Raw genomic sequence first — 24,785 nt, forward strand, 5'->3', positions numbered from 1 at the left:
GATGTTCACGCACCCTGCAGATAACGGACGGAAAGGCAAACCAGCTGTCGAAAAGAAGATGCCTTGCCTGGATACCATACTCCTGGGCTTGGCGTAGAAGGTCAAACATCACCTCAGTCGATTTTTTAATGCTTTCAGCCCTTCTTTTGTAGCCGGTGGTGCGTTTATCGATCCGTTGGTCAATCCCACAAATCCGGTTTCTTTCCTCTTTAGAACTGAGCAGAGAAAAGGCCACCGGCAGAAAAGTATTACCATCTGACCAACCAAGGGTAAGCATTCGAAATCCATGAACATATCTGTTTTCAACATGATCCTTGACCCTGGCCAGCAACTCAACGGCCTTGCTTCTATTGCGGCTGTACAGAGAGTCATCAAGAATAAGGACATTCTTCCTGCTGCTGGATGTCAGCGGCTCAATGGTTTCCTTAATAATAGTTGAACAGAGTATGAGTAAAAATTTTCTCCAATTATACCGGAATGAATTCAAAAAGCGGTAAACAGCGTCCTTTTCCGGATTTCCACGGTCAGCCCCGGATTGCAAAGTCCGGTAAAAATTCTTTCCGGTAAAGACAAGTAGAAAAATGAACTTAAAGAGAATGAAACAGCTAACCCCAGTTTGTTTACGAATGTTTGAGCCGTGCAATATTTTTCCAATTTCGTACTTTGCTAAGAAATCATCCACGCGAGAGTTAAACTGGTTTTTAATTTCATATTGATCTGGTAAAATAGATTTCATAAAACATCCCTTTCCTTTGGTAGAGTGGTTTTTGGTGATTCTATTTTACCAAAAGTTAGGGGTGTTTTTGTTGTTTTTATGCAAAAATAGTCGAAGCAAACCCAGTAATATCAAGGCTTGAAGTCAATTATTCAAGTGAGAAAGTTGAGTTAGTTACAATTCGAAAAGGTAATTCTTAATATTGTCGCATTGTGGCCTGGCGGAGATGCTGGACAAAAACATAATCATTCACGAAATTAAAATAATGCCCTTAAGTTTCTTAAAGATATAACGATTATAGAGGTAGAGTTTAAACTAAAGGTGGGATAGTATTATGTCCAGCAGTTTAAGGATTGGTGGCTTGGTCTCTGGCTTTGATGTGGATTCCATGGTTGAGCAATTGATGAAGGCCCGCCGTGTGCCACTGGATAAATTAAAGCAACAGAAGCAGGTACTGGAATGGCAGAGTGAAGACTACCGCAGCATGAACAATACCCTGCGAACCCTCAGGGATTCCGCTTTTAATATGAAGCTCCAAAGCACATATCTGGCCCGTCAGGCCACTTCGTCCAATGAGGCCCTGGTGTCTGCCACCGCCAGTTCCTCGGCGGCTGTCCTTAACCATACCGTTGTAGTAAATAGCCTGGCGGAAGGCGCTTCCATTACAGGGGGAGAAATCGGCTCGGTGGTTGAATCCAAAGTTCAAGCCACTGGAATTGATGCCGTCGCAGCAAAATATGGTTTTAGTGTCGGCTCAAATTTTTCCGACGGTGAGCAATTTACCTGGGACGGGGTTACACTGGTTGCCGGTACTGACTTTACCATAGGCAAGGATGCGAAGGAAACTTCTGAAAACCTGAAAAAAGCACTGGAGGAGTCCAGCCTTGGAAATAACTGGACTTTTACTGTGAGTAATTCTGTGGTTTTTGCCACGGCCAAAACCACTGGGTCCAGGATAGGCACTGCGGGCAATTACCTTGAGGTCTCCGGAACCGGTGCTTCACGTGTTACAGATACACAAACAACCATAGGGGAAAATGCCGTAACCGCAGCTACAAAACTTACTTTTACCGGGGTTCCCACGGAGGGCGTGGTTGTCACCATAGGCAACAAAAAAGTAGTGTTTTTCAGTGACAGCGGATCTAAATACGCCGATGCGTCAGTCGCTAAATCGGCCGCCGGGGCAGATTATGCCATTGATATTGACGGCAAAACCGCCGCCACCATCGCCGATGCCGTGCAGGAGTCCGTATCCCCCAGCGGCGTTGTAATAACGGATGATGATAATGGAGTATTAACCATTGCCGCAGATACTGCAGGCAGTGGCGGCAATACCAGCGTTGCAACCAGCATCAAAAAATCCACCCTGGGATTGCAACTTAACGACAGCAGTCTAGGAGTTTCATCCCTGGTTATCAATGGAGAAGAAATCACAATCAACTGCGAATCTCAAACCATTTACGACCTGGTTTATAGAATTAACACCCATAAAAAAGATGGAAAGCTGTGGGATATCCAGGCCTCATACGACGCGACCCTTGACAGGCTGTTTTTAACCACCACTTCCACCGGTGCTGATCGGGAAATTACTGTAAAAGATGGTGGCTCCGGCAGTTTGAGCAGGATGCTGAAGCTGACTACCGACTCTGACGTTACTGATAGCGGTTCGGATGCCAGCATTAAAATTGACGGGACTGATTTTACATTTTCCAGCAATAACGCTACGGTGAACGGGGTTACCTACAACCTGAAATCAGCTTCTCCCGGTACTACCGTTAATGTTAACGTGAGCCAGGACGTGGATAAGGTTTATAACGCGATAAAAGATTTTGTTGATTTATATAACACGACCATAACCACCGTGCAGGAGAAAACTAAAGAAAAGCGGTATAAGGACTACACCCCGCTGACTGATGAGCAAAAGGAAGAGATGACGGAAAACCAAATCGAACAGTGGGAAAAACTCGCCCGTCAAGGATTGCTTAAAAATGACAGCATTTTGACCGATATTGTGTATAAAATGCGCACAAATATGGCATCATCGGTTTCAGGTATTGTGAGTTTCCAAAATTATGATAACCTTGCGGACATTGGTATTAAAACGGCAATATATACCTCCAACAGTTCTGAGGACGGCAAGCTGACAATAGATGAAACCAGCTTGAGGGAGGCCATTGCCAAAGACCCCGAAGGGGTAATGCAGCTTTTTACGAAGAGCAGTGACAACTACTCGGAAAAGGGCATCGCGGCAAGTATCTATGATAATTTGAGTAGTGGCATAAGCAGCCTGTCAGATAAGGCCGGTTACGGAACCGACCTGTATGATGACAGCACTATTGGTAAAAAAATAACTGAAATAGACGATGATATTGATGATTTGGAAGATAGGCTGGGGGATATTGAGGAGCGTTACTGGAACCAATTCACGGCTATGGAACAGGCTATCATGAAGCTTAATTCCCAGAGCACCTGGCTGACCAATATGTTTAGCAGCGGGTCAAATCAACAATAATTAAAGGGGTGTATTTGAAATGGCGATGGCCAATCCGTATCAGCAGTATCAGGCAAATTCCGTTAACGGAGCTTCCCCCGGACAATTGACCCTTATGCTTTATAACGGGGCCATCAAATTTATCAACGGCGCAATAAAGAGTCTGGAAGAAAACAATGTTGACAGGGTTAATGAAAACTGCAAAAGGTCTCAGGATATTATTCTGTATCTGTCATCCACACTCAATATGGAATATGAAATATCCAAAAATTTGGACAGCCTGTATGATTATATGTACCGGCGTTTGGTCCATGCCAATATCCAAAAGGATAAGGAAGTCATGCTGGAAGTGCTGGGCCTGATTGAAGAATTGAGAAATACCTGGGCCGAGATGTTGAAGAAAAGTAATGGATAGGGCTGAATCAACATGACTTTGGAGCAGTTCCTGGAACAGAAGAGAAATATGTTGTTGGAGATTAAAACCATCACCTGCCTGATGGATGAAGCTTTGGAGATGGAGGATACGGATAAATTTTTGCGGCTGATAAATGACAGGCAAACATTTATTGATAAAATTAATGATGTTGACGAACAGGTGGCTTTGATTGAACATAACACAACAACTTCGCAAGATAACGAATGTAATGATACTTTAAGAGAAGAAATATCCACGTTAGTTAAGGATATTCAAGTGACTAATAATAAACTGCAAATCCGGGCGGAAGAGTTTTACGGTGGAATAAAGAAAAAGCTTAAAGATTTAAAAAATGCCAAAAGGGCTACGCAATCCTATTCCAGCAGAAATTCCCAGGTTTATGGGTATTTCATAGAGAAGAAAAAATAAGGAAAATGAATTAATTGCCAAGTGCAGATAGAAAGGATCCTTTGGGAAGAACGAACCTCCGAGGGTTCCTTTTTTTGCTTCACCAGCGAATATCCTTCGGCCAGTTGATAAAACGATGCATGATTTCAAATTTGGTTCGGAACGGCCAGCATAGGCTTTTACATGGTCTGCAAAAATTTAATAGGCTGAAGTATAGTGAATAAAGTTAAAATTAAACGCAGCCGATATAATATAATAAGGTAATTTGAAAATATTCGCATACAGGATAAAAATGAGACATTAGTTATATTGAAAAATGTTTTCCGGGTAATTAATATTTAAAGATGCAATTGTTGTTTGGAATACTGCTTTGGTGAGCCGTGGAAAAGACAGCACAGCATGCTGGTTTCTTCGCAGAGAAAAAGAAGGGGGAATATGTGGTGAAAGTTCAGGGTGTGACAGGGGGAATGCCCGTAGCGGGATATAGTGAAAGTTCATACAGGCAGAGTGAAGTATCAGCTGACCTGGCAGTTCCCGCTTATGGCGTAATTGATGGGCAGGGGGAAGGCAATTCCCAGGATAAAAGTATGCCGGACCAGGTGGATGATGCTATCAGGCAGTTAAATAAAACCATGGAAACCTACAGCACGGAGTTAAGGTTCTCTCTTCACCAAAAGAGCGGAGAATATTATGTGAAGGTAATAAACCCTGCTGACAATACCGTGGTCAGGGAAATCCCGCCGGAACGGGTATTGGACATGGTGGCTCACTTCAAAGAGATGCTGGGATTTGCCGTGGATAAGTTCATATAAAAAACAGCAGGCATAAAATATGCCCGATGAATTTGCTATTCCCCGGGCATTACTTTTTTCATTGTCTGAATAAAGGTATGAACCTCCTGTTCCAGGCAATCCGCGGTGTGAATGAGCCTATTGACCAAATCAACTATTCTATCGGGTGAAAGGTTGAAACCATAGACATTTCTAAATACATGCCGGAATGCTCTGAATTCATCTAATTTGCCCGCTGTTTCCCTGGAAAGGAGAGGCGGTCTCACTTCGGGAATGTCCAGGACCATTCGCAACAGCAGTTCCCGGTGCCAGTGTTCACCTGTGGGTATGCTTTCATCTATTTCCCTGGCGACAGTTTCAAAAATGTTTTCCACGGACACGTAAAAATCATGAAGAATGGACCCAATGGCCCTCAAAATAAACGTATCCCCGGGAGGAAGAACTGATTTTATCTTTTTTTTTGAACCGGTCAGTCCTCTGTCGGAAAGCTCTTTGCACAGGCTTCTGATGTTCTCAAGCTCTTCTTTCAGGCGGGTGGCAATAATTGTGAATTGTTTGCGGGTCACAATAAATTTCCCTCTTTTCTTGCCTTCTCCCGAAGGCCGGGCTTGGCGTTCTCGCCTAAAACGATATTGATTTCCAGCGGTTCAGCTATGCCCTCCAATTCCACCAGCATTCTCCAATAATCTCTTTCTGCGGGAAAGCCTTCTACAAGAAGGTCGATATCGGATCTATTGGAAAAATGCTTTCCCCAGACCAGGGAGCCATAAAGATATACTGCGGTAACTTTATATTTTTCTTTAAGGTAAGCGGCTGCGGCAGCAGCTTTTTGCAGGGCGTCCTGACGCAGCCTTGCCATATTTTCCTGTTTTTGCATTGTGCGTTTTTGCCAGGCCCGGCGCAGATTCTCAACATATGCTTGTTCATCCATCCCATAACTTGCCTCCCCGGGATTGGCGCTCAGGTATTCGTGACGAAATAATTATAATTCTATAATAGCATAAATACAAAACAACTCTCCGGAAGAATTTCCCCGGGGAGTTGTTTTTTCTAGCTGCTTCGCTGTTCAGGGATACCTGGTAAATTGTGCCTTTTTCCGGGCTTGTTCAATTAATCCTATGTAGTGCCGGGCTAAACATACTGGTTATTTATGTCGAAAAATTATTTTACTGGAAGCATTGGGAGGAAAAAAATCTTTCTTGTTGAATAATTACTAACTATGATACATCATTGTATAAATTAATACATATTGTCAGTATTTTAATTTTCTTGTAGTTTTTTAACTATAATTTAATTGCAATTGTCTTTGTGCGCATAAACAGAAAGCAGAGGGTGATAGGAAAATTATGGACCTATTTGCGAATCCGGTATTGCTTTCTTTAAGCAGACAGCTGGATGCGTCGGCGCTAACCCACCGGGTCATTGCCAACAATGTGGCCAATGTGAATACCCCGGGTTTTAAAAAGTCTTATGTGTCCTTTCAGGAGCAGCTTAAAGCCGCCCTGGGGAAACAGGAGATAGTCATGTTAACCACCAGTGACAGGCACATGGGGGGGATTCCTTCACTGGCAAGTGTTTCACCAGTGGTGATTCAGGAAAAGGGCACCACCATGCGCTATGGCGGGAATAACGTTGACATTGACCAGGAAATGGTTAATAATGCCGCAAATTCACTGGTTTATGATACTTCTTCGCTAATACTGGACAGCAAATATACCGGTCTTGAAAACGTAATTCGGGGAGGTAGATAATATTGCCGTTGTTTGAATCCTTTGGTATTAGCGCTTCAGGCATGACTGCAAACCGGCTTTGGCTGGATCTGATTTCCAATGACATTGCCAACTTCAATACCGCCGGGGTGCCGGGAGATCCGTCCCGCCCGGTATACCGGCGCAATGTGCCTGTGTTTTCAGAACTTTTAACCAGGCAGGCTGGCACCATCCCCGGTGAGGAACGCTATGTCAAATCCGGGGTTCATGTGCCAAAAATCATACAGGATTTCTCCGAACCCAGAATGGTTCTGGATCCCTCCCATCCATATGCCAACCAGGAAGGCTACGTGGCGTATCCCAATATTAATATTGCCAACGAAATGGTAAATATGATCGCCGCCGCCAGGGCTTACGACGCGAATGCCACCGTTTTTGAAGCGGGAAAGAGTATGGCGGCCCGGGCCCTGGATTTAATCCGCTGACTCTAATATTAAATACGCAGACTTTACTGTAATTATCGGTGTAATTAAAAAAATCTTTATAAAATATTCATAAAAAATTTATCTTTCTTTAATAATGTTGCCGGGGGTTATAAAAATGCAAATCGCTCCTCTGCCCCTAATACTGCCGCAGGTGCAGCCCGATGTACAAGGCCCGGAAGCTTCCGGTGAAACTGCCGGGGCATCCTTTGGTCAAATGCTGAATAAGGCGCTTCAGGACGTGAACAAGTCCCAGATTAACGCTAATGAGACGATTAAGGGGTTTCTCACCGGTGAAGTGCAGGAAGTGCACCAGGTGACCATTGCCATGGAACAGGCCAAAATAATGCTTCTATTGGCAACTGAGGTTAGAAATAAAGTAATTGAAGCATATCAGGAAATTTCACGGATGCAGGTATAAGTGTATCCTCATTTTTATGAGGGAAGTGGTTCTTAAGTGAATTTTGGCGAGTTAATGGTAAGGTTCCGGGAGAGGTGGCAGGGTCTTACAAGGGTACAAAAAATCATTGCCGTATCGGTGGTTGTTGTCATATTACTGGCCCTGGCCTTTCTCGGGCAAAAACTTTTCAGCACTCCCTACGCTCCGCTGTTTACCGGGCTTGATCCCAAGGAAGCGGGGAAAATAGCTGAGGAGTTAAAAAAAGAGAAAATACCTTACCGCGTCACCGATCAGGGAAAGACAATCGAAGTTCCTGAAAATAAAGTTTATGAAACCCGTATATCGTTGGCCAGTTCCGGTGCGCTGTACAATAGCGGCGTGGGCTTTGAGCTTTTTGACCAGAACAAGCTGGGTGTTACCGAATTTGAGCAGCAAGTGGGATATCAGAGGGCGCTGCAGGAGGAGCTTAGAAGGACCATAGTGCAGCTGGACGCAGTTGAACAGGCCAGGGTGCATCTGGTTCTTCCCAGAAAAAGCCTGTTTTTGGACGAGCAGGTGGAGCCCTCCGCTTCCATCGCCCTGAAGCTTAAGCCCTCGGCCACACTTGCCCCGGAGCATGTCAGGGGTATAGTGGATCTGGTAACCGGAAGCGTCGAGGGGCTGAAGCCGGAAAACGTCAATATTATTGACATGGAAGGCAATTCTTTGACCGATACCTTGAGACTTAAAGATAATTCGCTTAATTTCACCCTGCAGACACTGGATCATTACGAAATCAAAAGGGCATATGAAAAAGAACTTGAAAACAGAATACAGCAAATGCTTCGCCAGATACTGGGACCCGGCAAGGCTGTGTCCATGGTTACCGCGGAACTGGATTTTGACCAGAAGCAAAGCACCAGCACCACCTACGATGAAGGCAAAACACTGAGTCAACACAATCTGGAAGAAACAGGCAGCGGCTCCACCGAGGGCGGACCTCCGGGAACCGATTCCGAACTGCCGGGAAGCACGGTTTCCGCCCAGGCATCCACCGGCAGTGGCTCAAGTTATTCAAAACAGGAGAATACCACCAATTACCAGGTTCCCTCGAAACAGGAATCCGTGGTGGAGGCCCCAGGCAGTGTTAAAAGGCTTTCCGCGTCAGTGGTGGTGAACGGGAATTTCCCGCAGTCCCAGTTACAGCAGATTAATAATGTGGTGGCCACCGCCATTGGCTATGACCAGGCCAGGGGGGACCAGATTACCGTATCCAGCATGGCCTTTGACGATTCCCTCCAGAAGGAGGCCGAGGCTGAAATGGCGGCGGAAAAGGCCAGGGCGGAGGCTGCAAAGCGCAACATGCTGATTGCCGCCATGGCGTCGGGAGCTTTCATACTGCTGGTCTTGCTGGTTGCTTACATAGCAATGCTTCGCCGGCGCAGGGCCGCGAGACTGGCTGAGGAATTGGCCAGGCAGCAGGAAGAAGAGGAAATAAATGTGCTTCGGGAGGATGAGCCTCTGGAGGTTGTCCAGCGGGCCAGGAGCCGCGAGGACGACATCAAGGATATTGCCCAGGAGAATCCCGATGAAGTAGCAGAAATCATCAAGCTTTGGCTTAGGGAGTAGTGCGACATGCTGGTACCCTCTAATTTGACAGGAATTCAAAAAACCGCGATTTTGCTAATATCCCTGGGAGCCTCGGTATCAGCCAGTGTTTTGCAAAAGGGATTTACCGATGATGAAGTGGAGAGAATAACCCAGGAAATTTCCCTGTTTGAAAACATACCCAAAGACATTCAAAGGTATGTTCTGGATGAGTTTTACCAGTTGACCCAGGCCAGGGAATTTTTGGCCAGGGGCGGCTTTGATTATGCCAAAGACATTCTTGAAAAGGCCCTTGGGGAGCAAAAAGCAAAAGAAATTTTAAGCAAGGTGTCCAGCACCATTCAGAGGGTCCCTTTCAACGGCTTAAGGCGCACAGATCCGAAACATCTTTTTAACTTTATAAAAGATGAGCATCCTCAGACCATAGCCCTGATATTGTCCTATTTGCATCCGGACCAGGCCTCAATGATACTGGCTTCATTGATACCGGAAATTCAGGCGGATGTGGCCAGACGGGTGGCAATTATTGACAGGATAGCTCCGGACATCATTAAGGAAGTGGAAAATATCCTGGAGAAAAAGCTTTCATTGATTGTTACCCAGCAGGATCAGCAAACCGGTGGAATAAAGGCGCTGGTGAACATTCTAAGCCGGGTGGACCGGTCCACGGAAAAGACCATACTGGAAGAATTGGAAATGAACGACCCGGAATTGACGGACGAAATCCGCAAGCTGATGTTTGTATTCGAGGATATCATAAAGCTGCACGATACGGCCATCCAGAGGGTGTTGAGGGAAGTGGACCAAAAGGATCTGGCCAGGGCCATGCGGGGTTCCAACGAGGAAGTGCGCAACAGAATATACAAAAATATGTCCAAACGGGCAGCGGACATGCTCAGGGAGGAAATACAGTTTATGGGGCCCGTGCGGCTGCGGGACGTTGAAGAATCCCAGCAGCGCATTGTACAGCTGATAAGACGCCTTGACGAAGCCGGAGAAATTATAATAGCGCGGGGTGGCGAAGATGCTGTCCTCCTCTAAGATTATCAGAGGCCAGGCTGTGGAAGGCGAAAAGACGTATCCCCTGGAGATAAGGCATAAATTTCACAGGGAAGAAACGGAAACAGGCATTTCCCGGGAAGAATTGATTGAGGAAATGCTTAACGAGGCGCAGAATAAACTGCTCAAAGCGGAAGCCGAGTCCAGGGCAATTTTCGATTCCGCCACCGCGGAGGCTGCGGATATCATACGAAACGCCATGGAGGACGCCCGGCGGGAAGCCGAGGAAATAAAGAGGGAAGCCCGGGAGTCGGGTTTTCAGGAGGGCAGGAAAGAAGCCCTGGCCAAGGCCACGGCGGAGGCCAACGATATTAAGGATCAGGCCCGCTCGGTGCTCCGCCAGTCGGAAGAAATACGCAGGCGGACCCTGGACTCCCTGGAGGATGAAATAATAGATTTGGCCAAGGATATGGCAGGTAAAATTTTGTTCGCCGAATTAAGGCAAAATCCTGAAATTATCCTGGCAGTTGCCGGGGAAGCGGTTGAAATGCTTAAAAACAGGGACGAGGTTGTGCTTTATGTGAATCCATCCGAAACAGCCATTATTGAGAAAAGGGTTGATGAGCTTAAAAATCTTATTCCGCCAAAGGCCGCCCTGCATATTATTTCGGATGCCGGGGTCAGTCCCGGAGGAATTGTGGCCGAGACCCGCCACGGACGGGTGGATGCCAATATAGGCACACGCTGGCAGGCCCTGATGCAGGCTTTAAAGGGTGAGGAACCATGAGCGGCGCCCCGCATATAAACCTGGAATTCTGGCGCAACAGGGTCAGGAACGCAAGGCTTCTCAAAGCCACCGGCCAGGTGACCAGGGTCATCGGTCTTACGGTGGAGGTCAAGGGGATTTCCGCCGGGGTCGGTGAGGTTTGCGACATACTGGCGCCGGGTGAACAGGTTTCCGTTAAGGCGGAGGTTGTCGGTTTCGCTGAGGATGTGACCCTGATGATGCCCCTGGGGGAATTGAAGGGTGTATTTCCCGGCTGTTACGTGGTACCCAGGGGCAAGCCTTTTTCCGTTAAGGTGGGAGCCCGGCTTCTGGGCCGCATACTTGACGGGCTGGGCCAGCCCATGGACTGGGAGGAACCCTCCTGGGACCCCGGAGAGGAATACAGCGTTCACAATGTTCCCCCCAATCCTCTTGCCAGGAAGCGCATAGAAGAAATCCTTCCCACCGGTGTAAGGGCTATTGATTCATTGCTTACCTGCGGCAGGGGGCAGCGCATAGGTATTTTCGCCGGCAGCGGCGTGGGTAAAAGTACCCTGCTGGGCATGATCGCCCGTTACTGCCGGGCGGATGTGAATGTTATAGCGCTTATAGGGGAACGCGGCCGTGAAGTGAGGGATTTTATCGAAGGGGATTTGGGGGAGGAAGGCCTTTCCCGCTCGGTGGTGGTGGCAGCCACCTCCGACCAGCCGGCGCTGGTAAGATTGAAGGGAGCCTTTGTGGCCAGTTCCATCGCGGAATATTTCCGTGATAAAGGTAAAAATGTAATGTTAATGATGGATTCGGTTACGCGGTTTGCCATGGCCCAGCGGGAGGTGGGGCTGGCCATCGGCGAACCTCCGGCAACCAAGGGATATACCCCCTCGGTATTTGCCCTTTTACCCAAACTCCTGGAACGTTCGGGGATGGGAACGGAGGGTTCGATTACAGCCTTTTATACCGTGCTGGTGGATGCTGATGACATGAACGAACCTATCTCGGATGCGGTAAGGGGTATTCTTGACGGCCATATAGTGTTGAGCCGGGAATTGGCTTCCCGGAACCACTTCCCGGCCATCGACGTCCTGGCCAGCATAAGCCGGTTAATGCCGGAAATCACCACGGCGGAACAGAGGGCACGGGCAGCCAGGTTGAGGGACTTGCTGGCAACCTACAAACAATCCGAGGACTTGATAAAAATAGGGGCTTATATAAAGGGGTCCGACGCCAAAATTGATGACGCCATAAACAGTTATGAAGATATAATATCCTTTCTCAAACAGGACATGTATGAGTTGTCGGATTATGAGAACATGCTTTTGAGTCTTGAACAGCTGGGAGCTTGATACCGCTTTGCTCCTCTTTTTATGGAGGTAATATATTGAAAAAATTTCTTTTCAGGCTGGAGCCGGTGTTAAAGCAGAGACTGCTCAGAGAAGAACAGGCCATATTGGAATTTGCGGAGGCGCAAAGGGAATATTTCAGGGAATTGCAAAGACTTGAAGAGGTCAACGCCAGTTTTGAAAGGGCTGTTGGAGAAGCCGGGGAAAAGGCGGATGGCATAGATGTAATCAACAAAAGCCTGTATATTGAATATCTAAAAAACAGCTTGCTAAAATGCCATATTTTTGTGGAAAAGTCATCCGGCAAAATGGAAAAGAAAAGAGCTGCCATGGCGGATGCCCGCAAAGACAGGCTGGTAATGGAAAAATTAAAGCAAAATCAGTATCTGCGGTTCATTAATGACCTCAATGCGGCAGAGCAAAAAATACTGGATGAAATTGGAACATTGCAGTATGCCAGAAAAAGGGCATGAGTATAAATTGGGGGCATTCCCTAACCAGATGGTTGAAGGGTAAGTAGTTAAGACGGTCCGGAGGGTTTGCGCCCCGACCATATTAATGAAAGGAGGTGATAATGTGAGAATAGAGTCGGCCGGTGTTAACGACATGTCCGCAAAGTGTGGGGATGTAGTGGCAGGGACCGATAATGCCGGGGATTTTATGGCTATGCTGATGGCGGTGCTGGTGCCCGGCCAGAATAACGCAGCCGGCCAGATATTCCAGTCTCAACCGGATATAGTGGCCTTTTCCGGCAGTGAAGCGGGCACTCAGGGGGTAATAGCCGATAATGCCATGACTGTACCGTCTTTCCTGGTGACAAGCCCACCGGCGCCGGGGTTGCCGCCCCAGGCGGGTCCGGAGACAGCCGGGGGGTTACCTGCCGGGGATATGGAGGTTCCGGCTGGTATGGATTTGTTGGCCGGTGCTTACGTATTGCCGGTGAATGAAACCGGCCCGGGAACAGGGGCGCAGTATACACAACCCGGCGTGTCAACCGGCACAAACATTCTTCCGGAGAACGATACTGCCTGGAATGCGGTTACGCAGAACATGGGGTCCGGTGCTTCAGCCATCGCCAACATTCTTCCTCCGGACAGCGGCGCAGCTGCCAACACGGGTGTGCAGAATGTCCAGCCCGATGAGCCGGCAGCGGCAAATATTCTTCCGGGGAGCGGTGTTGCCGGGAATACCGGCGCACAGGAAAACCAGTCTAAAGTGCCGACCATTACCGGCATTCTTCCCGGGGACGCTCCTGCCGCGAATATAAGCATGGCTGGCGCCCGGACTAATTTGACCGAAGCCGTCGTATATACTCCTGATGTGGTTCCCGTCTCGGAAGGCGCTGCGGGCAAGACTGTGACCGTGACCGGACAACCGGAAGCCGGGGCTATAATTGGACAACCTGCCGCTGAAACCGGCGATGAATTACAGAAACCGGTTACAGCCCGGGGGCGGGATTTAACCGGTATGGCAGCTGAATTGACGGCAGTGCTGACAGCCGGGTCAAATAAAAAGGAGGCAACCGGCAAGGTTAACTCCAATGATACGGGTAATAATCTCCCCCTGAAAAATGAAGACCAAAAGCAAGTTGAGGCAGTCGCCGTCAAAAATCCGGCTGCCGGACAGGAGCAAGGTAACGGGCAAATGTCCGGACGGAAAACTTTGCCGTTCACCAATCATCGGCCGGAGGCAAAGGCATTAAATGAGCAACCGGCATCAACACCAGAACCCGGCAGGGAGCCTGTGGCCGGCATAAAGGTTAATAAAACCGGTTGGCAGGGTGCGGCAGCGGTCAATGATATAACTGCGAAGGATAAAACATTATCAAATACAGCAAATAATATAACAGCGAATGATACAACAACAAATGATATTGCAACAAATAACGTCCCGCAGGTTAAACAGACGGCCTTTGCCCAATTAAAACCGGAAGTGCCTGATATGGGCGGCGCACAGGTTAAACAGGCGCCCCAGATAGTGCTGCGTGCCGTAACTCAATTGATGAACCATCTTGATAATAAGGATGGCAGCGCCGCGACCACCATCAGGCTTAAACTTGAACCCAAACAGCTGGGCGAACTGACAGTAAGGCTATCTTACGCCAGGGGAGAGTTGACCGCCCATTTTTACACCTCCAGCGTGATGGCCAGGGATGCCGTGGAGGGAACATTGCCCCAACTCAGGGAGATACTGTCACAGCAAAATATTCAGCTAAACGACGCGGCAGCCTTTGTGGGACAGGAAGATTCACGTCAGCCGGGGCAGCAAAGATATCAGCAGCAGGGCAATGCAAATCCGTATTTTACAAATAACGGCGACGACAGCCCTTTCCCGGAGAGGATGCAACAGGATACAGCCGGTATGAACGATAACCTGGACAGACTGGTTTAACCTTTGGAAAGGAGGCGCCGCATGGCCGGTGTAACAGGAGTAACGTCCGGCGATTATACCCTGCCTGACAAAACCCGGACGCCCAAGAAGGAACTTGATCAAAACGACTTTCTTATACTGATGATGGAGCAGCTAAAAAACCAGGATCCCCTGGAGCCCCAGAGCAATGAAGAGTTCATAGCGCAAATGGCCCAATTTACGTCCCTGCAAACCCTTACCGAGCTGAACAGATTCACCCAGTTTTCCCAGGCCAGCCAGTTAATCGGAAAGCAGGTAACGGTAAACGACAACGATACCGTGATAACCGGCGTTGTGGAAAAAGCGGCCATAGTTGACGATATGGTAAAGGTATATATAGACGACCAAGGCTATGATCTGAAAAAAGTAATACAGGTGGAGAATGTTGAAGAATAAACTGGGTTAACCCTAGGGGGGAGCCGACATGAAGATTGAGAACCGGGATCCCGCGGGAATCCGGATAATAGCGCCCCTGCCCCTGGACCGCGGTAAAACAGGCAATGTAAATAACAGCGCCGGTATCGGAAAAGCAGGTTCCTTCGGAGAGCTGTTGCAGCAAAGCATAACCCGGACCGGCGGGCTGAAACTGTCGGCCCATGCGGAGCGCAGGCTGAAGGAAAGAAACATTGTGCTGGGCAGGGAGGATATGGCAAAGATTGAAAACGCCGTACAAAAGGCCGCGGCCAAGGGTTCCCGGGAGTCGCTGGTAATGTACGGGGATATTGCCCTGGTAGCCAGCATAAAAAACAATACGCTGATCACCGCCATGGATGGGGAATCGTTAAAAGAACACGTTTTTACCAACATAGACAGCGCGGTAATTGTGAAGTGAGACGGCTCGCCATTCATGTCCAAAACGGCCGGCCCAGCTGTGGAGGCCGTACCGACTGCCGAACGACGGAGGCGGTTGAACCACTTGTTTAAGGAGGGCTAGTAATTGATTAGATCATTGTTTTCAGGGGTTTCCAGTGTTAAAAGCCACCAGGTCCGGATGGATACCGTTGCCAACAATATTGCCAACGTAAACACCTACGGCTTCAAGTCGTCAAGAACGACTTTCCAGGATAACTTGAACCAGCTGCTGAGGAGCGGCGGCGCCAGCGTAAACGCCGCCCAGGTAGGCACAGGCACCACCCTGTCCGCAATTGGAAACAATATGGGAAACGGGCCGCAGCAGATGACCGGAAGGACCCTGGATCTGGCAATTAACGGCCAGGGTTTCTTTAAGGTCCAGCAGGCTTCCCCGGATGGCGGCGGCTCCGTGGCCGACAACAGCAGCATACTGTATACCCGTGAGGGCAGTTTTTACCTGGACAAGGAGGGTTATCTCGTCAATGCCAACGGTTATTACCTGCTTGACGAAAGCAACTCTCCCCAGTCGGTGGGTTCCGATTTGACCCAAATCGCATCTATCAGCATTGATAAAAACGGCAAGATTACCGTTATCAATAATGATGATTCCACGGTTGAAATACAGCTGACCCTGGCTGTTTTCAACAACCCCGAGGGGCTGGAGAGAAAGGGAAGCAATTTATTCAGCCAGACAATCGCCTCCGGTGAAGATATGAACACCGGAACGTTACCCTCGGAAATGGGAAGTGAAATAAATTCCGGTTATCTGGAAATGTCAAATGTTGATCTGAGTGAAGAGTTTACCAATATGATTACCACCCAGCGCGGTTATCAGGCGGGATCAAGGATTATCACGGTATCGGACACGCTTTTGGAAGAGCTGATCAACCTCAAACGGTAAAAAGCCGTAGCAAGCAATAACAAAATCTGCTGCCCGGCCTTACGCGCCGGGCGGCAATCACAGGGTGATGAAAATGGCTGGAAAAAAACAGACCGGTAATGAAGGAGAAAACACTGCTAAATCAAAGAAAAATAATGGCGGCATAGCAAAAATTGTGGCCATTGCTTTGGGTTCCGTTATCTTTGGAGCAGTGGTCGTGGGAGCCCTGGCGTATTTTATAGGTATTCCCGGACTTGCTCCCAAAGCAAAGGCGGCCGCCCCCCCTGAGATGGAACAGCTGGATCTGGGGGATAGGGTGATTAATCTGGCCGATGAGGACGGTTCCCGTTATTTGAGGGTTAAAATTGTTCTGGAGTACCCCAAGAATGAAAAGTTTGCCCAGGAGCTGGAGAAAGAAAAGCCCTTTATTCAGGAGAGTATTTTACATATTTTAAGGACCAAAACCGTTGACGACATTCGTCCTGTGCCCAAGGAAGAAGAGGTCAAGGCTGAAATCATTAATTCAATTAATAAGAAGTTGCAGAAAGGTAAAGTAGAGAAGATTTATTTCACTGATTTTCTAATTCAGTAAACAACGGGGGAATTTTGTTATGATGAAGGAAGAGGAACTGAAAGAATTTCTTAACCGCATGCAGGAAAGTGAAACCTCAATAAATAAAGTGGATTTCCCTTCATTTGACCGTGCCCCCTTTATGGATAAAATGCGTGTCAGCGTCCACTACCTGGAAAATATTCAGGTTAATATAACCGCCGAACTGGGCGCCAGCGTAATGAAAATAAGGGATATTATTAAAATTGGCGAGGATTCCGTTATAGAGCTGGACCAACCGGTGGGCGAGACTGCGGAGATTTACGTTAACAACCAGCCCCTGGGGCGTGGCGAGATTGTGGTCATCGGCAACAATTTCGGCATACGCATGGAAACAATATATAAAAAAGAAGAAAATGACCCGGTGGTGAGCGAGCCGTGACGGGTGAGATGATTGAAGCGTCCTTAAGATTGCTGATCGTGCTGCCCCTGGTTACGGCCATGGCTTATTTTTTTATAAAATACGGGCTGGCCAGGCGCTCGCGTATTTTGAGCGGAACCCGCAGGATGAGACTTGTGGAGCAGTTGCCCATCGGACCCAAGACATTTATTACCCTGGTGGAAGTTGGGGAAAGGTACTACCTGCTGGCCCAGCATGAAAACGGGGTTACCCTGGTGAATGAATTAAACGAACTGCCCGGGCCGGTTGCACCGGAAGAGAGTGATATGGATATAAAAAATTTTTTATCCGCCGCCGGACGCGGTATAAGTTTTATTAACTCAAAGGTGGCAAAGCATCGTACCCGGGAATAACGTCAGCTAACGGAGCAGTCAACAATGAAATTCAAATTACCTGTGTTATTATTTATACTTTTATTAATACTTATGGTCTCCCCGTCCCCCTCCGGTGCCGAACCGCTTCCCGGCATAGATTTAACCGTCAGTCCCACCGACAATCCCAGGGAAGTTGTGGACAGCGTTAAGATACTGGTGCTTTTGTCGCTGCTGTCTTTGGCCCCGGCTTTTTTGCTTATGGTAACCAGCTTTACCAGGATCATAGTGGTTCTTTCGCTGCTGAGGAGCGCCCTGGGAATTCCCCAGTCGCCCCCGAACCAGGTTTTAATCGCCCTGGCGCTCTTTCTTACTATATTTATTATGTCTCCGGTATTTACCCAGGTTAACGACCAGGCTCTAAAGCCGTATCTTGACAACAAAATGTCCCAGGAGGAGTTTTTCAGCGCCGCGGCCAAACCCTTGCGGACCTTCATGCTGAAGCAGACCAGGGAGCAGGACCTGGCCCTGTTTGTAAGCCTTAGCAAGATGGAGCAACCCCGCAACCGGGATGAGGTGCCCCTCACAGTTGTGGTCCCGGCCTATGTAATCAGCGAATTGAAAACAGCCTTTCAGATGGGTTTCCTGCTTTACGTGCCCTTTCTGGTCATAGACATGGTGGTGGCCAGCACCTTGATGTCCATGGGGATGTTCATGCTGCCGCCGGTAATGATAGCGCTACCCTTTAAAATACTGCTGTTTGTTATGGTGGACGGCTGGTACCTGGTGGTCAAATCACTGGTGGAGAGCTTCGGCTGATTCCGTTGCCAATTAGTTGATAAAGAAGGAGTTAAGCCGGCCCGGTAAGGCGAGTTCCCGTTCCTTATTTTCGTCTGCGGAGGAACCAATGACTGATACGTTTGTAATCCAAGTAACCAGGGAAGCCCTTGTGATGGTTCTGATATTGAGTGTTCCAATCCTTCTGGCGGGTCTTCTGGTTGGCCTGGTTATCGGCATACTGCAGGCTACCACCCAAATACAGGAGCAGTCTTTGACCTTTGTTCCAAAATTGATAGTTACCATTGTCGTCATGGTTCTGCTTGCACCCTGGCTGATTAAGGTTATGGTGGGCTATACCGGTGAGCTGTTTGCCAAATTGCCCTCGGTGATAAGGTAATAAATATATGTTAAATTATGAACTGGCTATAAACTTTCTTCTCATATTAACCCGGGTAAGCGCCTTTATCGTTGTAATGCCTGCATTCGGCGGCTCTAATACGCCCCGGCTGCTTAAAATAGGCTTTTCCTTTGTTTTGACGGTTTTGCTGCTGCCCCTGGTGCCCGCCGCCTCCCAGTTCAGCGGGGGGCTGATAGGTTTCGCCCTGGCGGTGCTGAGAGAGGCGGTGGTGGGAGTGGTAATGGGCCTGGTCTGTTTTTTCACGCTGCAAAGCCTTACCGTAGCCGGCCAGCTCTTTGACATGCACATAGGTTTTATGATGTCCAACTTTTTTGACCCCATGACCGGCGGGCAGACCACCCTGCTGTCAAAATTTTTATATCTTCTGGGAATAACCCTTTTTCTCACCATGAATGGCCACCATATGGTTATTTCCGGATTATTTAAAAGTTTTCAGATGGTCCCCCTGGCCGGGGCGGAATTCGACGGCGACACGGCGTTGTTTTTAATCCGGGTTTTTGCCCGGATGATGACCATCGCGGTGCAGATATGCCTGCCCATAATCGCCGTGGTTATGATTATAGACGTGTCCCTGGGGTTGGTGGGGAAAACGGCGCCCCAGATGAATATATTCATGCTTGGCTTTCCCATAAAAATAGCCATGGGCATAGCAACCCTGGCGGTGATGGTTCCGCTGCTGGGAACGGTTTTCAGCTCTCTTTTCCGGATGATGGAAAGGGATTTATATACCTTGTTTAAGGGGTTGACGTAATGGCTGAGTCAGGCCAGCAGAAAACAGAAAAGCCAACCCCGCGAAGGCTTCAGGAATCCAGAAAAAAGGGCCAGGTGCCCAACAGCAAGGATCTGACGGCCTCCCTGGTGCTGCTGGCGGCGGTGGTGGCCTTTTACTCCTTTAAACCCTACGTGGGTAACGGTATGGAGCATCAACTGACCTGGTATCTGGCGAACTGCTTTAGCTTTAAAATGACTCCTTCCGGTCTGCCCCGGGTACTCTTTGATTATTTTATCAACACTGTGCTCTTTCTGGCCCCCATATTCATATTGTTGCTGGCGGTGGCTTTTTTTGCCAACGTGGGGCAGTTCGGTTTTTTGTTCGCGCCGGAGGTTTTAACCCCTAAAATAGAAAAGCTTAATCCCATCAACGGTTTAAAACGGATATTCAGCCTGCGCAGCGTGGTGGAACTTGTCAAAAGCATACTGAAAGTAGTTATCGTAGGCTCGGTGAGCTTTCTTATCGTAAAAAGCTATTTGCCCGTGCTGATGGTGGCCTTCTATAAAGCGCCGGGGCAGGGCTTCGCCGAGGTGATGACCGCCATAATGGCGGTGGGAGCCGCGGGCACCGGGGCTTTTCTGGTCCTTTCCATTGGGGACATGCTGTACCAGCGCTGGGAATACATCAGGGGATTGCGCATGAGTAAACAGGAAATAAAAGACGAATTCAAGCAGACGGAAGGTGACCCGCAGATAAAGGGCTGGCTGAAGCGCCGCCAGCGGGAAATAGCCATGAACCGCATCCGCCAGGAAGTTCCCAGGGCCACCATGGTGGTTACCAACCCCATTCACTACGCGGTTGCCCTGCGCTATCAGGACGGCGTTACGGACGCGCCGGTGGTGGTGGCCAAGGGAGCCGGGGACCTGGCCCAGAGTGTAAAGAAAATAGCCCGGGAAAACAATATTCCCGTGGTGGAAAACCCGCCCCTGGCCCAGGCGCTGTACAAACAGGTTGACGTGGGCCGGGAGATACCGGCGGAGCTTTACAAGGCGGTGGCGGAGATACTGGCGGTTATATACAGGGAGAATAACAGAAGAACAGGGACTCATTATTAATTTTATTTACCCGCGTTTATTTAAAGTCTGACGTACAAAACCGGAGGTAAGGCAATGCCCCAGCTTTCGCGGAGCGCCCTGGCGGGAGAACTGAAAAAAAACACGGACCTGATCATAGCCGGCCTGGTGTTGATGATTGTGCTGATGATCATAATCCCGCTGCCGCCGGGGGTGCTGGATGTTTTTCTGGTTCTCAGCATCACCATCGGCCTGGTGATAGTGCTTATAACCATGTTCACCACCGAGCCGCTGCAGTTTTCCATTTTTCCGGCCCTGCTGCTGGTAACTACTCTGTACAGGCTGTCTTTGAACATTTCCTCCACCCGCCTTATTCTGGGGCAGGCGGACGCCGGCAGGGTCATCGAAGCCTTTGGCAGCTTTGTGGTGGGCGGAAACTACATAGTTGGCTTTATAGTATTTATAATTATCACCATCATCCAGTTTGTGGTTATTACCAGCGGCGCCGGGCGGGTGGCCGAGGTGGCGGCGCGTTTCACCCTGGACGCCATGCCCGGCAAACAGATGAGCATTGACGCGGATTTTAATTCCGGGCTGATCACCGAGAACGAGGCCAGGGAGCGCAGGCGCCGCCTGCAGCGGGAGGCCGATTTTTTCGGGGCCATGGACGGCGCCAGCAAATTTGTCCGGGGCGATGCCATAGCCGGAATAATAATTACCATAATAAACATCATCGGGGGCATAGTCATAGGTTTAATTTACATGGACATGGATGTGACGGAGGCGCTGCAGACCTACACCATACTCACCATCGGTGACGGTCTGGTGACCCAGATTCCGGCCCTGCTGATTTCCACCTCCTCGGGCATACTGGTTACCAGGGCCTCCTCCGACGCCAGTTTTGGCTCCGACGTGGCGGTTCAATTTACCAGGTTCCCCAAAATTATTTTTCTGGTGGCGGGAATTCTGTTCATACTGGGCCTTATTCCGGCCATGCCCAATATACTGTTTATGGTTATGGCCCTGCTGGCGGGCTACGCCGGTTATAGCATGGTGGGCGGATTAAAGAAAAAGGAAATGGCCCGGCGGGAGGCCGAGGCCAGGGAGCAGGTTCAGCAGCAACAGAGAAGGGAGCCGGAAGCGGTTGCTTCATATTTTCAGGTTGACCCCCTGCAGATTGAAATCGGCTACAATCTTATTCCCCTTACAGATGAAAGTGTGGGCGGGGATTTGCTGGCCAGGCTGGCCGCCGTGCGCCGGCAGTGTGCCGCTGAGCTGGGCATCTACGTGCGTCCCATCAGAATCAGGGACAACCTGCAGCTTTCCCCCAATTCTTATGTGTTTAAATTGAGGGGTGAGGAAAGCGCCTCAGGTGAATTGATGCCCGGCCACTATTTGGCCATGGATCCCACGGGACAGGATTTATCCGTTCCGGGCATTCCCACGGTGGAGCCCACCTTCGGCCTGCCCGCCTGGTGGATTCCCGCCGCCGAGAAGGACAAGGTGGAAATGCTGGGGCTTACCGTGGTGGACTGTTCCACCATACTGGTAACCCACCTTACGGAATTTATCAAAAACTACGGCCACGAGCTGCTGGGCCGCCAGGAAGTCAAGGAGTTGCTGGATGTGGTCAGGGAAAAGGACTCCGCGGTACTCGACGACCTGTCGCCGGACCTGGTATCCATTGGGGATATCCAGAAGGTGCTGCAGAGCCTGCTTAAGGAAAAAGTTCCCATCCGGGATCTGGTAACCATTCTGGAAGCCCTGGCTGACGGTGTCCGCATGAACAAGGATATTGACTTTCTTATCGAACACACCAGGCAGGCCTTATCAAGAACCATTTGCCGGGCTTATGTAACACCCGATAACAAACTGCAGGTGGTGACACTGCATCCCAAACTTGAGCAGACCCTGGCGGATGCGGTGCAGCCCACCCAGCTTGGGGCTTACCCGGTGATAGAGCCCGGGTTGGCCCGCCAGGTATTGGACAGGGTAAAGGATGCCGTGGAAAAGGCGGGCCTGCGGGGAATTACCCCGGTGGTGCTGTGTTCCCCGAGAATAAGGCTGCCCTTTAAACGTTTTACCGAGCGCTATATTCAGGGACTGGTGGTTCTGTCCCTGAACGAAGTGGCCTCGAATGTTGAAGTGGAGGTTGTGGGGACGGTGACAGCTGAATGAAGATAAAAAAATACGTGGTTCGCGACATGCAGGAGGCTATTAAACTGATCCGGGAGGATTTGGGTCCCGATGCTGTCATAGTCAGTAACTATCCTCTTCCCCGGCGGGGTCTGGCGGGTTTGTTTGCGCCCCGGCAGATTGAAGTGACCGCGGCCCTGGATGAGCCCGTCAAGCAGGAGGTAAGGGCTATAGCAAAAGGGGAGTCCGCCGACTCCTCCGGGCAGAAGCTTCTGGATCTGCTCAGCACCTTTAATACAACTGAATCCGGAATCTCAGCAAAGGGCCGCCAGGATAAGGAAGGGAATTCAGAAGAGGACAGCGACAAAATTTCTCCTGCCTTTAGCTTGATGTTGAAAAAAGAAGGTAAAATTACGGTTAATAATGAATTATTTAGTAAATGGAGGCGGATTTTGTCCGGTATTGAAATTCAGGACAGTATTGTAAATGACCTTTTACAGTCGGTGCCGGAGGTTTGCAAAGAATCCGACCATGGAATCAAATCGTTTTTGGCGGAAAGTATGACAAAACTGCTGGAGCCGTTTTATATTAATCCCGCTGATAAAAAGGTCAATGTGCTGGTGGGGCCGGCCGGGGCGGGAAAAACCCTGACCCTGGTAAAAATGGCGGCCATGCGGACCATGCGGGATAATAAACAGGCCGCGCTGATAACTTTAAACGGCGACAAGGTTGGTTCACTGGTGGAGTTGAAATACTACGGGAATCTCATTCAAACCCCGGTGGATTCAGCCACCGACACCGGGGAACTGGCGGAGGCGCTGGACAGGCACAGGGACAAGGACTATATATTTATTGATACGTCCGGTGTTGCTCCCAACAACAGCGGCGGGCTGCTGAAAATTAAAGATATTCTTGAGTCGGTGGAAACAGAGATGGATATCTATCTGGTTATGAATTCCACCACCAGGCTCCGGGATCTGAAAAGATGCGCCGGCGGTTACAACAAACTGGGCTACAATAGATTTATTTTCACCAGGCTGGACGAGACGGAGACGCTGGGACCCCTTTTAAATCTGGTATGCAATTTGGAGAGACCTGTAAGTTATGTTTCCTTCGGGCAAAAGGTCCCTGACGATATGGTCGCGGTGACCCCCAAAAAACTTGCCGGACTTGTTCTCGGAGGAGTTGACCGATATGCCGAAAGCGGCGCCGTTGCCTCAACCTAACATTATCAAGGCCGGTGCTAAATTGCCGGAACACTATCCCCCGGCCGGTCCGGGCGCCAGGGTTATAGCTGTAACCAGCGGTAAAGGCGGGGTTGGGAAAACCAGCCTGGTGGCCAACCTGGCCATTGCCCTGGCTGGAATGGGGCAGAGAGTGGTGGTTTTCGACGCCGATCTCGGCCTGGCCAATGTGGAAGTATTGCTGGGTGTAACACCACCCAGAACATTATATGATTTTCTTTACGGCGGCAGGAGCCTGGAGGATATTATAACTCCCGGCCCCATGGGGGTTAAACTTATTTCCGGGGGAGCCGGTTTTCTTGAACTGGCCAACCTGGACAACAGGCTCAGGCAGAAACTGGTGGATTCCCTGGGAAAGCTGGACCGGGAAGCCGATATAGTGCTTGTGGACACCGGAGCGGGCATATCAAAAAATGTTCTTGGTTTCGTGGCCGCTGCCGGAGAGGCGATAGTGGTGGTTATTCCCGAGCCCACCTCTTTCACCGACGCCTACAGCATGATCAAGGTCTTGTCCACTTACAGGATACATAAAGAAGTAAAGCTGGTGGTAAACCAGGCCATGGATAAAACAGAGGCATTGGAAACCTTCAGCCGGATGGACACCGTGGTGAACCGCTATTTAACCATTAATCTGCATAACCTGGGGTGGGTAATCAAAGACAATTCAGTCAGTCAGGCGGTTAAGGAGCAAAGACCGCTGTGTATGTACAATCCCAGAAGCGGTCCGGCCAGAAACATAACCCAGTTGGCCCACAACCTGTTGTCCGGTTACCGTCATCAGGAAGACGGCAATATTGGGACCGGTGGTTTTATCGCTAGATTAATGCGGCTGTTCGGTCAGTCCGGCACGTAACTCC

29 protein-coding genes are annotated in these 24,785 nt (G+C 49.3%); 26 read left to right on the forward strand and 3 right to left on the reverse strand.

What is annotated here, in order from left to right; translation table 11 throughout:
* Nucleotides 1-736, reverse strand: a 736-nt coding sequence (locus DCCM_RS06375) for an IS4 family transposase (protein ID WP_165792033.1), incomplete at its 3' end; no start/stop codon positions are given.
* 313 nt (nt 737-1,049) lie between these two features.
* Between DCCM_RS06375 and fliD the strand changes: the two genes are divergently transcribed.
* The 4 genes from fliD (at nt 1,050) to DCCM_RS06395 (ending at nt 4,841) form a co-directional block, all read left to right on the forward strand.
* Nucleotides 1,050-3,227 (forward strand): flagellar filament capping protein FliD, encoded by a 2,178-nt coding sequence (gene fliD, locus DCCM_RS06380; protein WP_104371608.1) that lies wholly within the window; start codon nt 1,050-1,052, stop codon nt 3,225-3,227.
* A 19-nt stretch (nt 3,228-3,246) separates the two neighbouring features.
* The gene (gene fliS, locus DCCM_RS06385; RefSeq protein WP_104371609.1) at nt 3,247-3,621 is read left to right on the forward strand and encodes a flagellar export chaperone FliS; all 375 of its coding nucleotides are present in this window, start codon (nt 3,247-3,249) and stop codon (nt 3,619-3,621) included.
* A gap of 12 nt (nt 3,622-3,633) precedes the next feature.
* The gene (fliT, locus tag DCCM_RS06390) at nt 3,634-4,050 is read left to right on the forward strand and encodes a flagellar protein FliT (RefSeq protein WP_104371610.1); all 417 of its coding nucleotides are present in this window, start codon (nt 3,634-3,636) and stop codon (nt 4,048-4,050) included.
* 419 nt (nt 4,051-4,469) lie between these two features.
* Nucleotides 4,470-4,841, forward strand: coding sequence for a flagellar protein FlaG (locus DCCM_RS06395; RefSeq protein ID WP_231702680.1), 372 nt, complete (start codon nt 4,470-4,472; stop codon nt 4,839-4,841).
* A gap of 35 nt (nt 4,842-4,876) precedes the next feature.
* Here DCCM_RS06395 and DCCM_RS06400 read toward each other — a convergent pair whose 3' ends face one another.
* Both DCCM_RS06400 and DCCM_RS06405 read right to left on the reverse strand, forming a co-directional pair.
* Nucleotides 4,877-5,386 carry a ribonuclease toxin HepT-like protein gene (locus DCCM_RS06400; protein ID WP_104371611.1) on the reverse strand — a complete coding sequence of 170 codons (510 nt, stop codon included), beginning with the start codon at nt 5,384-5,386 and terminating at the stop codon, nt 4,877-4,879.
* Nucleotides 5,383-5,751, reverse strand: coding sequence for a nucleotidyltransferase family protein (locus DCCM_RS06405; RefSeq protein ID WP_104371612.1), 369 nt, complete (start codon nt 5,749-5,751; stop codon nt 5,383-5,385). The genes DCCM_RS06400 and DCCM_RS06405 overlap by 4 nt, the downstream gene beginning before the upstream one ends.
* A gap of 415 nt (nt 5,752-6,166) precedes the next feature.
* On the opposite strand from DCCM_RS06405, the gene flgB reads away from it, so the two are divergent.
* The 22 genes from flgB to DCCM_RS06515 all read left to right on the forward strand — a co-directional run bounded on the left by flgB (nt 6,167) and on the right by DCCM_RS06515 (nt 24,781).
* Nucleotides 6,167-6,571, forward strand: a complete 405-nt coding sequence (gene flgB / locus DCCM_RS06410) for a flagellar basal body rod protein FlgB (protein WP_104371613.1) — start codon at nt 6,167-6,169, stop codon at nt 6,569-6,571.
* Nucleotides 6,572-6,573: 2 nt separating this feature from the next.
* Nucleotides 6,574-7,014: a flagellar basal body rod protein FlgC gene (flgC, locus tag DCCM_RS06415; RefSeq protein WP_104371614.1), complete on the forward strand. Its 441-nt coding sequence runs from the start codon at nt 6,574-6,576 to the stop codon at nt 7,012-7,014.
* Between the two features lie 115 nt (nt 7,015-7,129).
* Nucleotides 7,130-7,432, forward strand: a complete 303-nt coding sequence (gene fliE / locus DCCM_RS06420) for a flagellar hook-basal body complex protein FliE (protein WP_104371615.1) — start codon at nt 7,130-7,132, stop codon at nt 7,430-7,432.
* Nucleotides 7,433-7,468: 36 nt separating this feature from the next.
* On the forward strand, nt 7,469-9,019 hold the full coding sequence (gene fliF / locus DCCM_RS06425) for a flagellar basal-body MS-ring/collar protein FliF (protein ID WP_104371616.1): 1,551 nt from the start codon (nt 7,469-7,471) through the stop codon (nt 9,017-9,019).
* Nucleotides 9,020-9,025: 6 nt separating this feature from the next.
* On the forward strand, nt 9,026-10,039 hold the full coding sequence (gene fliG, locus DCCM_RS06430) for a flagellar motor switch protein FliG (RefSeq protein ID WP_104371617.1): 1,014 nt from the start codon (nt 9,026-9,028) through the stop codon (nt 10,037-10,039).
* Nucleotides 10,023-10,784 (forward strand): FliH/SctL family protein, encoded by a 762-nt coding sequence (locus DCCM_RS06435; RefSeq protein WP_104371618.1) that lies wholly within the window; start codon nt 10,023-10,025, stop codon nt 10,782-10,784. The genes fliG and DCCM_RS06435 overlap by 17 nt, the downstream gene beginning before the upstream one ends.
* A complete protein-coding gene (gene fliI / locus DCCM_RS06440) occupies nt 10,781-12,106 on the forward strand; it encodes a flagellar protein export ATPase FliI (RefSeq protein ID WP_104371619.1) in 1,326 nt (441 codons plus the stop codon). Before DCCM_RS06435 ends, fliI begins: the two co-directional genes overlap by 4 nt.
* Before the next feature lie 35 nt (nt 12,107-12,141).
* Nucleotides 12,142-12,576, forward strand: coding sequence for a flagellar export protein FliJ (fliJ, locus tag DCCM_RS06445; protein WP_165792034.1), 435 nt, complete (start codon nt 12,142-12,144; stop codon nt 12,574-12,576).
* Nucleotides 12,577-12,679: 103 nt separating this feature from the next.
* Nucleotides 12,680-14,494, forward strand: a complete 1,815-nt coding sequence (locus tag DCCM_RS06450; RefSeq protein ID WP_165792035.1) for a flagellar hook-length control protein FliK — start codon at nt 12,680-12,682, stop codon at nt 14,492-14,494.
* Between the two features lie 21 nt (nt 14,495-14,515).
* Nucleotides 14,516-14,908: a flagellar hook assembly protein FlgD gene (locus tag DCCM_RS06455; RefSeq protein WP_104371622.1), complete on the forward strand. Its 393-nt coding sequence runs from the start codon at nt 14,516-14,518 to the stop codon at nt 14,906-14,908.
* A 28-nt stretch (nt 14,909-14,936) separates the two neighbouring features.
* Complete coding sequence (locus DCCM_RS06460; protein ID WP_104371623.1) at nt 14,937-15,344, forward strand: TIGR02530 family flagellar biosynthesis protein; 408 nt, start codon at nt 14,937-14,939, stop codon at nt 15,342-15,344.
* 105 nt (nt 15,345-15,449) lie between these two features.
* Nucleotides 15,450-16,265, forward strand: coding sequence for a flagellar hook-basal body complex protein (locus DCCM_RS06465; protein WP_104371624.1), 816 nt, complete (start codon nt 15,450-15,452; stop codon nt 16,263-16,265).
* Nucleotides 16,266-16,338: 73 nt separating this feature from the next.
* Nucleotides 16,339-16,836 (forward strand): flagellar basal body-associated FliL family protein, encoded by a 498-nt coding sequence (locus DCCM_RS06470; RefSeq protein ID WP_165792036.1) that lies wholly within the window; start codon nt 16,339-16,341, stop codon nt 16,834-16,836.
* Nucleotides 16,837-16,855: 19 nt separating this feature from the next.
* Nucleotides 16,856-17,236: a FliM/FliN family flagellar motor switch protein gene (locus DCCM_RS06475; protein WP_104371626.1), complete on the forward strand. Its 381-nt coding sequence runs from the start codon at nt 16,856-16,858 to the stop codon at nt 17,234-17,236.
* Complete coding sequence (fliO, locus tag DCCM_RS06480) at nt 17,233-17,607, forward strand: flagellar biosynthetic protein FliO (protein WP_104371627.1); 375 nt, start codon at nt 17,233-17,235, stop codon at nt 17,605-17,607. The genes DCCM_RS06475 and fliO overlap by 4 nt, the downstream gene beginning before the upstream one ends.
* A 24-nt stretch (nt 17,608-17,631) precedes the next feature.
* Nucleotides 17,632-18,384 carry a flagellar type III secretion system pore protein FliP gene (gene fliP, locus DCCM_RS06485; RefSeq protein ID WP_104371628.1) on the forward strand — a complete coding sequence of 251 codons (753 nt, stop codon included), beginning with the start codon at nt 17,632-17,634 and terminating at the stop codon, nt 18,382-18,384.
* A gap of 88 nt (nt 18,385-18,472) precedes the next feature.
* Complete coding sequence (gene fliQ / locus DCCM_RS06490; RefSeq protein ID WP_104371629.1) at nt 18,473-18,742, forward strand: flagellar biosynthesis protein FliQ; 270 nt, start codon at nt 18,473-18,475, stop codon at nt 18,740-18,742.
* A gap of 7 nt (nt 18,743-18,749) precedes the next feature.
* Nucleotides 18,750-19,514, forward strand: coding sequence for a flagellar biosynthetic protein FliR (fliR, locus tag DCCM_RS06495; RefSeq protein WP_104371630.1), 765 nt, complete (start codon nt 18,750-18,752; stop codon nt 19,512-19,514).
* On the forward strand, nt 19,514-20,590 hold the full coding sequence (flhB, locus tag DCCM_RS06500; RefSeq protein WP_104371631.1) for a flagellar biosynthesis protein FlhB: 1,077 nt from the start codon (nt 19,514-19,516) through the stop codon (nt 20,588-20,590). Before fliR ends, flhB begins: the two co-directional genes overlap by 1 nt.
* A gap of 54 nt (nt 20,591-20,644) precedes the next feature.
* Nucleotides 20,645-22,726, forward strand: a complete 2,082-nt coding sequence (gene flhA / locus DCCM_RS06505; protein WP_104371632.1) for a flagellar biosynthesis protein FlhA — start codon at nt 20,645-20,647, stop codon at nt 22,724-22,726.
* Entirely contained in the window at nt 22,723-23,910 is a 1,188-nt protein-coding gene (locus DCCM_RS06510) for a flagellar biosynthesis protein FlhF (protein ID WP_104371633.1), read from the forward strand. The genes flhA and DCCM_RS06510 overlap by 4 nt, the downstream gene beginning before the upstream one ends.
* Entirely contained in the window at nt 23,879-24,781 is a 903-nt protein-coding gene (locus DCCM_RS06515) for a MinD/ParA family protein (RefSeq protein ID WP_104371634.1), read from the forward strand. Before DCCM_RS06510 ends, DCCM_RS06515 begins: the two co-directional genes overlap by 32 nt.
* Nucleotides 24,782-24,785 lie beyond the last annotated feature (4 nt).

It is taken from the genome of Desulfocucumis palustris, assembly GCF_002933875.1.
In the GTDB taxonomy this organism is placed as follows: domain Bacteria; phylum Bacillota; class Desulfotomaculia; order Desulfotomaculales; family Desulfocucumaceae; genus Desulfocucumis; species Desulfocucumis palustris.